The following is a 14,060-nucleotide window of genomic DNA, read 5'->3' on the forward strand; positions in this document are numbered from 1 at the left end:
TAGATTTTATGATTGAAATGGATTTTTATACATGGCAAATGTGAGCATTAAAAGTCCAAGCGGCAGTAAATAGCTTTCTGGCCTTTTATAAATAAAAAGAAAAAAATCAGTCAGGTTCATACCGACAGGAAGAAAATTTAAGTAACCAATAATTGACACGCCACCTACACAAGTAAAACCAAAACCAATCATGAATACGATTAATTGCCACATTGGATTACCTCCATGCTTGTCCCTTTATTCATTGTATGCGTTCGTTTTTTCATACATACCGAATCTATATAATTGAAGAGGACGACAAACAATGAATTATGAAAAGCAATCCGTTTCATGTTTTAACATCGATTCATGAAAATAGTAGCCAAATCTAAAGGAACGTAGATTAAATTACAAAGTAGAGGTGTATTATATGCACCCAAATCTACTAGTTATGTACCTTCGAGATATTAATATGTGCCTAATTCATGAATTGATCGAACCATATACGTTTTTAGAGTCTTAAACTGTATTATTTGGCTCTGAATTCAAAAAATATGCCCTCCACTTAATGCTACCGGCATGCAAATAAACAAAACAAAAAGACCCTCGAAGTTTATCGAGCGTCCTCATTGAATAAATGTTGAATTTAATTATATTTTTTAAATAATAATGAAGCGTTGTGTCCGCCAAAACCTAAGGAGTTGGACATCGCTACATTCACTTCTTTTTCTCTGGCTTCATTTGGTACATAGTCCAAGTCACACAATTCATCAGGTGTTTCATAATTCATTGTCGGAGGCATAATATTATTTTTGATCGATAACACCGATACGATTGCCTCTAGGCCACCTGCTGCACCGAGTAAGTGTCCTGTCATTGACTTGGTTGAACTCATTGCTAGTTGATAAGCGTGTTCACCGAAAACAGTTTTTACTGCGTTCGTTTCATATTGATCATTATACTCTGTACTTGTTCCATGTGCGTTAATGTAATCAACGGAGTCAACAGCGACACCCGCATCATCAACAGCTTGTTGCATGGCGCGCGCTGCTCCTTCTCCTTCTGGCGCCGGAGCTGTCACGTGATATGCATCTCCTGTTGAACCATAACCACAGATTTCAGCATATATTTTCGCTCCACGTTTTTGAGCATGTTCTAAAGATTCAAGAATTAATATGCCTGCTCCTTCACCCATAACGAACCCATCTCGGTTTTTATCAAATGGACGGCTTGCTTTCAGTGGATCTTCATTTTTTGACAAAGCGCCTGCCTGTGTAAATCCTGCGAAGGACATATTTGTCATTGGAGCTTCGGTTCCTCCGGTAATCATGGCATCAGCATCACCGCGTTGAATCACTTTAAATGCATCTCCAATGGAATTCGTTCCAGAAGCACACGCTGTAACTGTGCAGGAGTTAATCCCTTTTGCACCGAACTGAATGGAAACCTGACCGGCAGCCATGTCTGGAATCATCATCGGAATAAAGAACGGACTCACCCTGCGATGGCCTTTATCGAGAAATTTTTCATATTGCGATTCATATGTCGACATTCCGCCAATTCCAGATCCAATCCATACACCTGTCCGCTCTGCATTGGACTCATCAATTGTAAGTTCTGCATCATCTAACGCCATTTTTGCAGCAGCGACTGCAAACTGAGTGAATAAGTCCATTTTCCGTGCGTCTTTTTTCTCCATATAATTATTCGGATCAAAGTCTTTTACCTCTGCTGCAATTTTTGTTGGAAAGTGATCAGCATTCACTCGAGTTACTTCACCAATTCCAACATGGCCGGAAATCAATCGATTCCACATCGTAGAAACGTCATTTCCGACAGGCGAAACAACACCTAGACCTGTAACCACTACGCGATTTTTCGTCATTCTGTAATACTCCCTTCTATTTCCTATCATTTAATTTTAATCATTGATTAATTTTATTTACCCCATCTAAATGCGACTGCTCCCCATGTCAATCCGCCGCCGAAACCGACTAATACGACTAAATCTCCATCTTTAATGTTACCTGACTTTACATCTTCGGACAAAGCTATTGGGATGGATGCAGCAGATGTGTTTCCATACTTTTGAATATTTTTGGACATTTTTTCAACTGGGATATCTAACTTTTCTCTTGCCGCTTCCATAATTCGAATATTCGCCTGATGTGGTATTAAATAATCTACATCATTCTTAGTAAGTCCTATTTTTTCTACGACATTCAACGCTGATTCTCCCATTTGACGCACAGCAAACTTAAACACTTCACGGCCATTCATATAAATGACGTCTTCTTCCGTTTGATGTAAATGTGGAATTCCTCGGCCGTCGGCACCTAGCTCAAAAGATAAAACACCGCGGTCCTCAGAAACAGGGCCCATTACAGCAGCTCCTGCACCGTCACCAAACAGCACACACGTGTTTCGGTCTTCCCAGTTCATAATTTTTGATAATTTTTCAACACCAACAATCAAAACGTTTTTATATGTTCCGGCTTCAATAAACTGTTTTCCGGTGACCATACCATACATGAAACCAGCACAAGCCGCACTTACATCCATAGCTGCTGCTTTAAAAGCACCTAGGCGGGCTTGAATTTGCGTTGCAACCGATGGGAACCCCATATCACTCGTAACGGTAGCCACTAAAATCAGATCGATTTCATCTGCCTTTACTTCCGCTTCTTCCATAGCATTTTTCGCCGCTTCATAAGCCATGTCTGATGTGTTCATATCGTCAGGTGCGATTCTTCGCTCCTCGATTCCTGTTCGTGTTCGAATCCACTCATCCGATGTATCAACCATTTCTTCTAACTCTTTATTCGTTAAAATACGCTCGGGAACAAAATGTCCCATTCCTAGAATTCCTGCGTTCATTTTGGAGTCATCTCCTCACTTTATATTCCTCTTACTATCTTATTCTATGACCTGGTATTAATTTTAACAGAAAAAAAAGCCTTCGGAAAGGCTTAAATTTATAAAAACAAAATAAATGATTAATAATGTACCTATATTATAGTTATTTTTCACCTGTCTCCAAATACGATTCCATTTTTTGATCCAACCAATCCCGTACAGAAGGTGGTACATGTTCACCGTATGTTCCTAAATGAACGTATTGATTTTCAAAACCGAGTCGGATGATTCCAGATGTCAAGTCTCCATCATTTAACAACTGAGCAACCTCCCGATAAACATTTTCCATTTCAATAACCGTACTTGTAAGCACATGATTTTTCGCTAATTCATATTGATCATTAATATATCCGATGGCTGAAATTCCATCCTTTTTTGCTTGGTGGATAATCGGCGTATTGAACCCCTCGCCAGCTGGGAATACAACGTCTATCCCCTTTTCCACCATCTCTTGGTATTGCTTCATCGCTTGCTGTTGGTCATACCCACTACCAATCGATTTATAGTGGATTCGAATCTGAGGATTAACGGTGCGAGCACCTTCAAAGAATCCTTCTAACGCAGTCGTTTCAGCATACGGGGATAATATGCCGATTTGGTTTCTTTTTGTCATCTCCCCTGCAAGCATTCCTGCATAATAATATGAATCGTAATGATCGAATTGAATAGAAGTAATATTGCTGTCATAAGCTGTACCGTCAAAATAAACAAACTGAATATGAGGGTAGAATTTGTTAATGCGATCGAAATATTGACCAAATCCTTTACCCTGTCCAAAGATTAAATTGACACCTTGCCGATCAAAATCACTGACAATCTTCTCAAGCTGTCTCGCTTCTGTCACATTCTCTTCAAACATCACACTGACGTTGAACGTATCTTTAATTTCCAACAGACCTAAATAAGCACTATGTCCCCATGTCTCATCATGAATCGTCCCTTCAAGAATTAAGCCTACGTTCTCTAAATCGCCATCTTCAGTAATTAAGTTACAACCACCCAAAAAAATTGCAAATAGTCCAATCAACAGTAATAAGATTTTCTCTCTCACTTTATAGGCACTCCGGTTAGCTATTTTCTTTCATTGTGCTATGTTTGCGGGAATTTCGCAACATTCTAGAACGAACATTTAGACTTTTTTCCTATTTTGATAAAACATCCATGGATTATTTATGACAAAAAGTAAATCGATTTGCTATGATCTTTTCCATGGAAATAGGTTTGTTGAGGAATCATATCTTTCATTCCGTGAACGATGATCCAATGCGCCAACTTTTGGGCTGAGACTTTTATTTTCATATCATTATCGATATTGTCACCGTTCCCGTCATTCAAAAGCCGCTCTATTTTAGCTTCTTTTGAGCTGACATTTCGTTGGTCTATCGCCTGAATAAACGCATCATCATCGATTTCAATGTTTTCGATTGAGATAATTTTTATCCGCTTATCATCCACTGGATTTATTCGATTCGATAGATAAATGCCTCTCGATACATCTGCTTCCATTATGCTATCAATAAAGATTCCGTATTTCGTTTGGGAGATAGCTTCAATATTTTCTTCTAAATGAAAATGAGCGTTTCTACCAAAGGCTAATTGTATTTGTTCAATTCGGTCGTTCATTTGGTCAGGGCAATCCTTGTTCTTACCTTCAGAAAAAGCAAACACCTCATAACCTTCTTTTAATAGCTCGTCGATCACATAATAACAAAACCATTTCTCTATCGGATAAACAATGACATTCACCGATTTCACTCCTTATATAGTAAAGACTTGAACGATTCATGAACTTCCAAAGAAATATATTTATTTTTATCGCATCATTTGATACACTAAATCATGGAAACAAGTTTATGTTTGAACAATAGAGGTGAAGATTAATGAGATATATTGGAACAATCGTATGGAGTTTCTTACTTAGCGCGATGATTGTCTATGTACTTGCTAGTATGAGTGGTGCTTCATTCGACCTAACAGGTACATTTGTATTGACAGCCGTATTCACATTAACAGCAGTCATTGTCGGAGATGGCATATTAAGTAATGACGATGCCACCAATTAACGGTAAGAAGGTTGACTCTTGTGTAGGAATTAGTCAATGAGTCAACCTTTTTTAGTATCATTGGCCAATCGTCAGTGAAGTTTTGCTCAAGACTCGTCAAACGACGAGTTTTCTTTATTGCTACCAAGGTATTAAGCTTAGGGCAGCGATTGCAGTAAGAGGCAATATGAGCCGTCCCAACCCACCAGGTCGATAACCATACGGTGGATAACCATATCCGGGACCGTAATACCCCCATTGTCTCGTTTCAAACGTATTATACTTCGGTATAATCAAATAAACGTGGTCATCATCTAAGTCCATGATCACACCGTCGATCTTTTCACCATGCACCGTTTCAATTAATACGTATTGCTTCATATGCTTGTGACATAATGCATACATTGGTTTTGATTGTTGTTGCGACACATAATCCTCTCCTTTCATCGTTACTATATTCAACTTAGAGGGGATATGTGCCCGTAAGAGGAGGATTCAACATGACAGAGTTGTGGGAATTATTACAGTTTTTATTTCTAGGTTTATTTCAAGGATTTACAGAACCGATTCCGATTTCATCGAGCGGCCATTTAAAAATTGTCCAAGAATTTATGGACGTTGATTTACCTGGACTTACTTTCGAAGCATTTATCAATTTCGGCTCATTGTTGGCAGTTTTGGTTATATATAGAAAAGACATCTATTTACTCGTCAACCATGCTTCTGACTATGTGTTTAAAAAGAATGAAGAATACAAAAGTGATTTCACATATTTACTACTATTGGTAGTCGCTACGATTCCAGCTGGGTTATTAGGTGTTTTCTTTGATGACCTATTCGGGGAATCATTTGCCGAAGTGAAATATGTAGGATTAATGCTTATATTTACAGGTATCGCCCTATGGATTATCCGTAATCTGAAAGGTTACAAAGACGACACCGAAATAACACTGAAGGATGCCATTATCATCGGACTTGCGCAGTCATTGGCACTAGCACCTGGTATTAGCCGTTCAGGTGCAACAGTCGTTGCTGCAATGCTCGTTGGTTTGAAGCGAGATAGCGCATTACGATTTTCATTCTTGATGTATATACCGGTAAGCGTTGGAACGACTATTTTTGCCGTGGACGATATAGTTGGCAATCCGGAAATCTCCAGTCAGTTCATACTTTATATCATAGCTTTGTTAGCGGCCATTGTGTCTTCTTACTTTGCTTTGTTACTTTTCATCAATATTATGAAATCCGGTAACCTAAAATACTTCGCATACTACTGCTTAATCGCCGGTGTTTTAGTATTTTTCCTATTATAATGATTTTTTAACGTGTCGGGAAGAGCCTCGTGTTCTTCTCGATCTTTTTATATCCTCTCAAAATTTCGGTGATCATTGAAAGTGTGTTTAAAGTCAATCGGACTTTGGTCAAAAACGGTTTAAAGTCAAATGTTAGAAATTAAGATACAAACATGTAAGAGGAGTACAAGAAACGGATGTTCATGACGATGTGCGTATATTGAAGTTTTCGGATATACATTGAAGAATAACGAATTAACCCTGAAAATTTGAAATTAACCCTGAAGCATTGCAAATTAACGCTGAAGCTTTGTAAATTAACGCTGAAGCCTGGCAGATTAACACTGAAGCTTCGCAAATTAACACTGAAGATCTTCAAATTTACCCTGAAGCACCACGATTAAGCGGATTCTCTGACACCAACTGCCATCATCGAATCCTACGTCAAGTTGTGTATTTACCCCAACAAATATTTTAGAACCTACAAAACAAAACCCCTTCTCAAAATGACGAACCATTTTGAAAAGGGGTTATTGATCAATCAGGAATTCCAAGTGCGATTTTTGCATAACGGGACATATTATCTTTTGTCCAAGGTGGATTCCATACAATATTAACTTCTGTATCTTTTACCTCAGGCATGTCTGACATTGCACGCTTAACGTCCTGTTCGATATGTCCAGCAAGTGGGCATCCCATTGCAGTCAATGTCATTGTGACGATTGCCGTACCTTCATCATCTAAATCGATATCGTAAACGAGGCCTAAGTTTACAATATCAATGCCTAATTCCGGGTCGATCACGGTTTCAAGTGCGCCCCATAAATTATCTTTCAAGGCTTCATCCATGTTACAACCTCCTCCTATTTCCTTACTTCCATTATAAACAGATTTAATATTTATTTAAAGAAATAAAACTATTTCACTTGCTCTGCAAACCAATTACTCAATTGAATCATTGCTTCACGGCTAACTTTATGATCTCTTCCTTTCTCCGTTACGTACTGAACTGGATACTCAGGTTGTTGTTCGAGTAGTTGGTCTACAAAAGACGTTGAATGACTGAATGGTACCACTTGGTCATCTTCTCCGTGCCAGACGAACAACGGGCGCCCGTTCAACCGATCTAACTGCTGCGAAAGATCGATTTCACGCAACGAACTAATTTGCTCTTCAATTTCTTTCTTTGTAAAAGGAAGCTCTACACCTTGTGAAGTAATCCCTTCGATTAAATAATTGGCCATCTCTTGAGCTTTAGCTGATCCCATCATGATTCCTGCATATTGAATCCAGTTATATTGAGTTAACGCGGCTGCCGTAGAAATTCCTCCCATGCTCGTACCCGCGAGTCCAAATTGATTATCTTTCATTAAGCCTTTTTGTTCAACCCAAGCATAAATGGTATGTAGCTCAGAAACGTTTGCCGAAACGATTTTCCAGAAATCCTGTTGAATTTTCATCAAGTCCGTTTCTGTCGCTCTTTCGCCATGATGGAAGCTGTCTGGTAATATAACGAGAAACCCTTTTTCAGCTAAATAATAAGCTTGTGAGAGGTTTTGTTCTTTTGAACTTGTAAATCCGTGAAAATAAACAACAACAGGTTTCTGCTGTTGATCTTCGTTTGAGACAAGAAGACTTGGTATTTGTTCGATTTTTTCATGTGTAATCGTAATCAAGGTCGCTCTCCCTTTCGGTGAATGTTTTTCTACAATAATATCTAACAATAATCTGATGTTCAACCAATACACACAGAGCGAAAATGCTTTCCAACACTAAATATGCTATACTGTATGAACTAGAACGAGTTAGCGATTATTCAGCTGAGGTGAAAAAACTATGGAAAAACATATTATTGCACTTGATTTGGACGGAACACTACTGAACGATCAAAAAAACATATCTGAAAAAAATTTAAAAACGATTCAAGCTGCAAAAGAAGCGGGACACATCGTTGTCATTGCTACAGGAAGACCACATCGAGTTAGTAAGCAATATTACTCACAAATGGACTTAACGACACCTATGGTTAATATGAACGGTGCATACGTACATCATCCTAGAGATAAAAGTTGGGGTGTCAAACATTCTCCAATGCCTAAAGATACAGCATATGATATTTTCGATATTGCGAATCATTTTGGTTCAAAAAATGTTATGGCTGAAATTATTGATCAAGTATATATTGAAAAGAACGACGAAAGCTTAATGACGAACTTTTTCACAACAGGACTTGAAGATGCAGCCATATTTGGCGATTTAAAAGAAAACTTAAAAACGGACCCATCTTCTATTCTAATTTATCCAGATGAAGAGGCAGCACCAAAAATTCAAGAAGCATTGAATGAAAATCATGCCTCACTCATCGATCACCGTAAATGGATGGATCCATTTAGCGTTGTTGAAGTTATCCGCTCTGGTCTACATAAAGCAATCGGTCTACAAATGATCTCCAAGTATTATGGCATTCCACAAGAACGAATTATCGCTTTTGGCGATGAAGACAATGACTTGGAAATGATTGAGTACGCTGGAGTCGGTGTCGCAATGGGGAATGGAATCGATGAGTTAAAAACATTGGCAAAAGAAATTACATTAACGAATGAAGAAGATGGCATTAGTCATTTCCTTGAGGATTATTTACGATTAAACAAAAAGCAATTCTCCAAAAATTAAATCCCGATTTATATTTTAAATAAAATTGCACAATCTATACCTGAGCACTCGTAAAGTGTTCAGGTTTTTTCTTGTCTATTTCTTATGAGGAGGGCTTTGAATGGACCGAGAAAAACAGAAAACTACCGATGAACAGCCACCATTACAACAAAAAGGTTCATCCAAGTCATCGTCGGCCGATCATTTGTTTACAGACAAAGAAAGAAAACAGTCTGAAAAAGACCAACACACACGAGGAGGTTTTTTATTTGGCTAATAAATGGATTGAGCAAGCACGTCAAGCGGTACAAAATTTAACTAATCAGCAAACACATGCAAGTCAAGAAGATCGTCAAAAAGAGCTTGAACTCGTGCAGCACAGTATCCAAGCTGCTTATGAACAGAGTACACCGGAAGAAGAAGAACAAGTTCGTGAGCTTGAAAACCAATTAAATAAGCATCTGTAATTTTTAAAAATTTTTGAGTGACACAACGCCCCCCTATTGTGTCGCTCTTTTTTGTAAAAAGTATGTAAAATTTGCTCATTTTCTTAAAAATTATGTTGTACTAATCACAGAGATTACTTATAATGAAGTTGTTCGGCTATTAACTACCAATAAGGGGGAAATTAGTTTTGAAAAAAATTCTTATGTTGTTGGCTGCCATTCTTCTTGCTGGCCTACTAGTTGCATGCGGTTCTGATGATGAAGGCTCTGGAGAGGGCGGAGAAGGAAGCTCTAAACCAGATAAACTCGTCATGGGCTTTGTTCCATCCCAGGATGCAGAGACAATTGCTACAACTGTTGAACCACTTGCTGATGAATTGGGAGAAATTCTTGGAATCGAAGTTGAGGCTCGTACGATGACGAACTATAACGGCTTGGTTGAGGCAATGGGTGCTGAACAAGTACATATTGGATTCATCCCAGCGTTCGGTTATGTAATTGCTAACCAAGAGTATGATATTGAGGTTATCTTGAAATCCATTCGCCACGGTTCTTCTACGTACAAAGCTCAATACCTTGTACAAGCTGATTCCGACATCGAGTCATTAGAAGACCTTGAAGGAAAAAGATGGGCATATGCGGATGCTACTTCTACTTCCGGTTTCTTATTCCCAGCTAACCAGTTAATGCAGAAATTCGACATCGAATCTCCAGATGCTTTAACTACAGAATTCTTTGGTGATACTGTCCAAGTTGGCGGTCACGATACAGCTGCAATCGCTGTATATGAAGGTGACGCTGATGTTGCAACGACATTTGACGATGTTCGTGAAAATCTAGAAGAAGAATATCCAGATATCAAAGAAAAACTACGAGTATTAGAATACACAGAAGAAATCCCTAACGACACAATCTCGGTTATCCCTGAACTAGATGAAGAGCTTGTTCAAGAAATCAAAGATGCTTTCATGTCATTTAATGATGACGAGAAAATGATTGGAATTATGAACGACGTATACACTTGGGACGCTATTGATACAGCTGAACACTCTGAATACGAAGTTGTTGCTGAGACTTATGAGCGTTTTGGCGATTCCGTGTCATTAGATTAAAAAAAGTTATTCATTAAATGGAATAACTATGGTAGTTTATTAGAGGGAGGATGAATCCTCCCTCTTTCCCTATATCTATAGATGAATTCAGGAAAGATACATAAAAATCTCGAGGTGAAAATACAATGATCCAATTTAAAGATTTATCCTTGGTTTACCCCAATGGAACACAAGGTTTAAAAGACGTCAATGTCACGATCAATGACGGAGAATTTGTTGTTATCGTCGGCCTTTCTGGAGCTGGAAAGTCAACGTTCATTCGGAGTATTAACCGATTGGTTACACCGACAGATGGTGAGTTGCTAATCGATGATGAGGACATACTTGGTTACAAAGGTAGTAAATTACGAAGCCTACGTACAAAAGTCGGTATGATCTTCCAAAATTATAATCTAGTAAAACGTTCCAGTGTTTTTAAAAATGTTCTTGCTGGACGATTAGGTCATACTGGAACATTCCGTTCCATTTTCAACCTTTTCAGCAAGGAAGATAAAGCGCTTGCATATCAAAATCTAAAGCGTGTAAACATTGAGGAAAAACTTTATAACCGTGCCGATCAGCTTAGTGGTGGACAGCAACAACGTGTAAGCATCGCTCGTGTATTGACACAAAAACCTGATTACATACTTGCCGACGAGCCAGTCGCATCACTCGATCCACCCACATCGCACCAAGTGATGAAGTATTTGAAAAAAATTAATCAAGAAGATGGTATTACAACCATTGTTAACCTTCACTTCATCGATATGGCTATGGAATATGCTGACCGGATTATCGGTATGAGAGCTGGGGAAGTCGTTTTTGATGGCCCAGTGTCTGAAGTAAGTGAAGAAACATTTGAAGAAATTTACGGCCGCTCCATTCGTGAGGATGATTTACGAGGTAGCGTTGAAGAAGATGGTGAAGCAAATGAATAAACCGTCCATTCAGGAAGATCGCTATGCACCGATGCTTTCTCCTTGGCGTGTGAAAGGAAAGATTACATTAATCTTTTTCCTGATCATCGGGCTTTTGTTCTTTAGTTCAATGCAAACCGGTGTTGATTTGCAAGCTTTAATCAGTGGTCTATCAAACATGAACCAAATTTTTGTTAAATTATTTCCACCAGATCCTGGAATCGTCAACTTAGCTATGGACCGGTTAATCGAAACGATTCATATGGCAATTATCGCATCAACATTCGCAACAATCGTCGTTATTCCAGTTAGTTTGCTAGCTGCGCGAAATTTGGCGACTAATCTATTTGTCTATAATATTACTCGTTTTATTTTAAATATATTACGTACCATTCCTGATGTTGTATTAGCTGTTATTTTCGTAGGTCTTTTCGGAATTGGGGTATTTGGTGGTATTGTTGCACTTTTTGTTTTCTCTTTAGGAATTTTAGCGAAGTTAATTAGTGAAACGGTTGAATCAATCGATATGGATTCCTTTGAAGCGATGCGTGCCTCAGGTGCGAGTTCTGTTCAAGCAATCGCTTTCGCGGTGGTCCCGCAAGTATTGCCGCAGTTCACTTCATTTTCACTATACGTATTTGAGATTAACATCCGGGCATCTGTTGTTATTGGTTTAGTTGGTGCTGGAGGTATTGGAAACCTTCTCATGCAGCAATTCAGCTTCTATAACTATGATGCTGTCATGATGATTATCCTAATTATCTTTGCCGTTGTTGTCGTGATTGAATATATCAGCGGTAAAATTAGGGAGGCGATTATATAATGGCACTTGAACAACCACAAAAAAAACAAATACCAACTTCTAAACGGATTAAAAGAATCGCCATTGCACTAGCAGTAGTGGCTATGTATATATGGACGTTCGCTTCCATTAATATCGATTTTGGAAGAGTCATCGAACGAGCCTCTGCTAACTTCAGCCGTGTCGTCCCTCGACTTTTCAGCCCAAATTGGGATATGGCTGGTGAAGTAATCGAAATGATGATTGAAACGATTTTCATTGCGTATGTCGGTTCATTGGCCGCTGCAATCCTTGCGATTCCTTTAGGGTTCCTTGCAGCCCATAATATTACGAACAGTAGAATTATAACGACAATCGGTAAATGGATTTTAAGTGCTGTACGTGCTTTCCCTGAAATTATTTTAGCGATTTTATTCGTTGTCGTCGTTGGTCCAACACCATTTGCTGGTATTTTAGCCATCGCAATTGGTTCAACAGGTATGTTAGGTAAACTATATTCCGAAGTATTGGAATCAATTGATATGAACGTTGTGGAAGCTATGAAGGCAAATGGAGCGAATGGTCTTCAGATTATGTTTCACGGTATTTTCCCTCAGATTATACCTGAATTTTTATCCTATGCGATTTACCGGTTTGAAGTCGATGTCCGGGCATCAACCATTTTAGGTTATGTTGGCGCAGGTGGTATCGGTACAATGATATTCTTCGCTCAGTCATCTCGTAACTGGAGCGATATGGGTATGATCTTACTCGTCATCATCGTTGTCGTTACCATTATCGACTACACAAGTTCTTATATTCGAAAACGAATTGTATAGCTTAGTAAAAACACTGATTGGACCTTTAATGGGTTAATCAGTGTTTTTTTTATTTAAATATTGAGCAATTTATAGCTTTATTTTTATCTTTTGTGAAATAATGAATAATGGAAGGTTTGTGGTTTTTCTGTTCATCTAATTTACGATTAGTGTAAAATGGAATATGGTATTATACGAAGGAGTGACAACATGATTATATTAAAAAACGATACGTTCATTGAACGAAACGAAGCTGTCATTGACATGGAAGACAGAGGCTTTCAATTCGGAGATGGAGTTTATGAAGTCATTCGAATTTACAATGGAAGTTTCTTTTTATTGGAAGATCATCTAACAAGACTTCAGTATAGCTTGAATGAAGCCCAAATTGATGTCGACCTTAAAGAACATCAAATGAAAGAAAAACTAATCGAATTAGCTGAGAAAAATTCAGTTGAAGACGGTGGACTGTATATTCAAATCAGTCGCGGTGTGGCACCTCGGAATCACCTATTCCCCGCTGAAGCAACAGCTACGATTTTTGCTTATCCACTACCATTGAAAAAACCAATCGATCAACAGAAAAATGGTGTGAAAGCCATTCTAGAACAAGATATTCGTTGGTTACGTTGTGATATTAAAAGTTTAAATTTGATGGGAAATATTTTAGCGAAACAAAAAGCGAAAGATTCAGGAGCATATGAAGCCATCTTGTGTCGCGATGAAGATCACGTGACAGAAGGTTCTTCCACGAACATCTTTATCGTTAAAGACGGAAAACTAATCACTCATCCTAAAAACAATTTAATCTTGCACGGTATTACGAGAAAATATATTCAGTTTTTAGCAGAAAAATTAGGAATCGAATTCGTTGAACGAGTTTATTCTGTCAAAGAAGTGTTGGAAGCCGATGAGGTCTTTCTAACTTCAACGACTTCTGAGGTAACTCCTATTGTTGAAATCGACAATAAGAAAGTAAATGACGGGCAACCAGGTCCAATTACACAGAAACTACTGGAACAATACGATCAATATTTACATGTTGACCGTTTAGGATAAGAGATTAAACAAATGAGTAAGCACTGACTACGGTCGGTGCTTTTTTGTGCTATTAGAAGTCTTCTAA

At 38.3% G+C, this 14,060-nt stretch carries 18 protein-coding genes; 10 read left to right on the forward strand and 8 right to left on the reverse strand.

What is annotated here, in order from left to right:
* Positions 1–6 precede the first annotated feature (6 nt).
* The 5 genes from FPQ13_RS06880 to FPQ13_RS06900 form a co-directional block, all read right to left on the reverse strand.
* A complete protein-coding gene (locus tag FPQ13_RS06880; RefSeq protein ID WP_144088598.1) occupies positions 7–213 on the reverse strand; it encodes a YuzI family membrane protein in 207 nt (68 codons plus the stop codon).
* Between the two features lie 412 nt (positions 214–625).
* Positions 626–1,864: a beta-ketoacyl-ACP synthase II gene (gene fabF / locus FPQ13_RS06885; RefSeq protein WP_144088599.1), complete on the reverse strand. Its 1,239-nt coding sequence runs from the start codon at positions 1,862–1,864 to the stop codon at positions 626–628.
* A 53-nt stretch (positions 1,865–1,917) separates the two neighbouring features.
* Entirely contained in the window at positions 1,918–2,856 is a 939-nt protein-coding gene (locus FPQ13_RS06890; RefSeq protein ID WP_144088600.1) for a beta-ketoacyl-ACP synthase III, read from the reverse strand.
* 142 nt (positions 2,857–2,998) lie between these two features.
* Positions 2,999–3,946, reverse strand: a complete 948-nt coding sequence (locus tag FPQ13_RS06895; protein ID WP_186279588.1) for a BMP family ABC transporter substrate-binding protein — start codon at positions 3,944–3,946, stop codon at positions 2,999–3,001.
* A gap of 119 nt (positions 3,947–4,065) precedes the next feature.
* The gene (locus FPQ13_RS06900) at positions 4,066–4,641 is read right to left on the reverse strand and encodes a hypothetical protein (RefSeq protein WP_144088602.1); all 576 of its coding nucleotides are present in this window, start codon (positions 4,639–4,641) and stop codon (positions 4,066–4,068) included.
* Between the two features lie 134 nt (positions 4,642–4,775).
* Between FPQ13_RS06900 and FPQ13_RS06905 the strand changes: the two genes are divergently transcribed.
* Positions 4,776–4,958 (forward strand): YjzD family protein, encoded by a 183-nt coding sequence (locus FPQ13_RS06905; RefSeq protein ID WP_144088603.1) that lies wholly within the window; start codon positions 4,776–4,778, stop codon positions 4,956–4,958.
* A gap of 120 nt (positions 4,959–5,078) precedes the next feature.
* Here the strand turns inward: FPQ13_RS06905 and FPQ13_RS06910 are convergent, their stop codons facing one another.
* Positions 5,079–5,366: a hypothetical protein gene (locus FPQ13_RS06910; protein ID WP_246065406.1), complete on the reverse strand. Its 288-nt coding sequence runs from the start codon at positions 5,364–5,366 to the stop codon at positions 5,079–5,081.
* A gap of 71 nt (positions 5,367–5,437) precedes the next feature.
* Between FPQ13_RS06910 and FPQ13_RS06915 the strand changes: the two genes are divergently transcribed.
* Positions 5,438–6,250, forward strand: coding sequence for an undecaprenyl-diphosphate phosphatase (locus FPQ13_RS06915; protein ID WP_144088605.1), 813 nt, complete (start codon positions 5,438–5,440; stop codon positions 6,248–6,250).
* A 516-nt stretch (positions 6,251–6,766) separates the two neighbouring features.
* Here the strand turns inward: FPQ13_RS06915 and FPQ13_RS06920 are convergent.
* On the reverse strand, positions 6,767–7,078 hold the full coding sequence (locus tag FPQ13_RS06920; RefSeq protein ID WP_144088606.1) for a metal-sulfur cluster assembly factor: 312 nt from the start codon (positions 7,076–7,078) through the stop codon (positions 6,767–6,769).
* Positions 7,079–7,146: 68 nt separating this feature from the next.
* The gene (locus tag FPQ13_RS06925; protein ID WP_144088607.1) at positions 7,147–7,905 is read right to left on the reverse strand and encodes a prolyl oligopeptidase family serine peptidase; all 759 of its coding nucleotides are present in this window, start codon (positions 7,903–7,905) and stop codon (positions 7,147–7,149) included.
* A 160-nt stretch (positions 7,906–8,065) separates the two neighbouring features.
* Between FPQ13_RS06925 and FPQ13_RS06930 the strand changes: the two genes are divergently transcribed.
* From FPQ13_RS06930 to dat, 8 genes are all read left to right on the forward strand, one after another.
* Positions 8,066–8,902, forward strand: a complete 837-nt coding sequence (locus FPQ13_RS06930) for a Cof-type HAD-IIB family hydrolase (protein WP_144088608.1) — start codon at positions 8,066–8,068, stop codon at positions 8,900–8,902.
* A 100-nt stretch (positions 8,903–9,002) separates the two neighbouring features.
* A complete protein-coding gene (locus tag FPQ13_RS13730; protein ID WP_246065408.1) occupies positions 9,003–9,158 on the forward strand; it encodes a hypothetical protein in 156 nt (51 codons plus the stop codon).
* Complete coding sequence (locus FPQ13_RS13735; protein ID WP_236782640.1) at positions 9,151–9,348, forward strand: DUF3813 family protein; 198 nt, start codon at positions 9,151–9,153, stop codon at positions 9,346–9,348. The genes FPQ13_RS13730 and FPQ13_RS13735 overlap by 8 nt, the downstream gene beginning before the upstream one ends.
* A 167-nt stretch (positions 9,349–9,515) precedes the next feature.
* The gene (locus FPQ13_RS06940; protein WP_246065409.1) at positions 9,516–10,439 is read left to right on the forward strand and encodes a phosphate/phosphite/phosphonate ABC transporter substrate-binding protein; all 924 of its coding nucleotides are present in this window, start codon (positions 9,516–9,518) and stop codon (positions 10,437–10,439) included.
* Positions 10,440–10,564: 125 nt separating this feature from the next.
* Positions 10,565–11,356, forward strand: a complete 792-nt coding sequence (phnC, locus tag FPQ13_RS06945; RefSeq protein WP_144088609.1) for a phosphonate ABC transporter ATP-binding protein — start codon at positions 10,565–10,567, stop codon at positions 11,354–11,356.
* Positions 11,349–12,158 (forward strand): phosphonate ABC transporter, permease protein PhnE, encoded by an 810-nt coding sequence (phnE, locus tag FPQ13_RS06950; RefSeq protein WP_246065411.1) that lies wholly within the window; start codon positions 11,349–11,351, stop codon positions 12,156–12,158. Before phnC ends, phnE (FPQ13_RS06950) begins: the two co-directional genes overlap by 8 nt.
* On the forward strand, positions 12,158–12,955 hold the full coding sequence (gene phnE / locus FPQ13_RS06955; RefSeq protein ID WP_144088610.1) for a phosphonate ABC transporter, permease protein PhnE: 798 nt from the start codon (positions 12,158–12,160) through the stop codon (positions 12,953–12,955). The genes phnE (FPQ13_RS06950) and phnE (FPQ13_RS06955) overlap by 1 nt, the downstream gene beginning before the upstream one ends.
* A gap of 189 nt (positions 12,956–13,144) precedes the next feature.
* Positions 13,145–13,993: a D-amino-acid transaminase gene (gene dat, locus FPQ13_RS06960; RefSeq protein WP_144088611.1), complete on the forward strand. Its 849-nt coding sequence runs from the start codon at positions 13,145–13,147 to the stop codon at positions 13,991–13,993.
* The last annotated feature ends 67 nt before the right edge of the window (positions 13,994–14,060 follow it).

The organism is Allobacillus salarius (genome assembly GCF_007559425.1).
Taxonomy (GTDB): domain Bacteria; phylum Bacillota; class Bacilli; order Bacillales; family Alkalibacillaceae; genus Allobacillus; species Allobacillus salarius.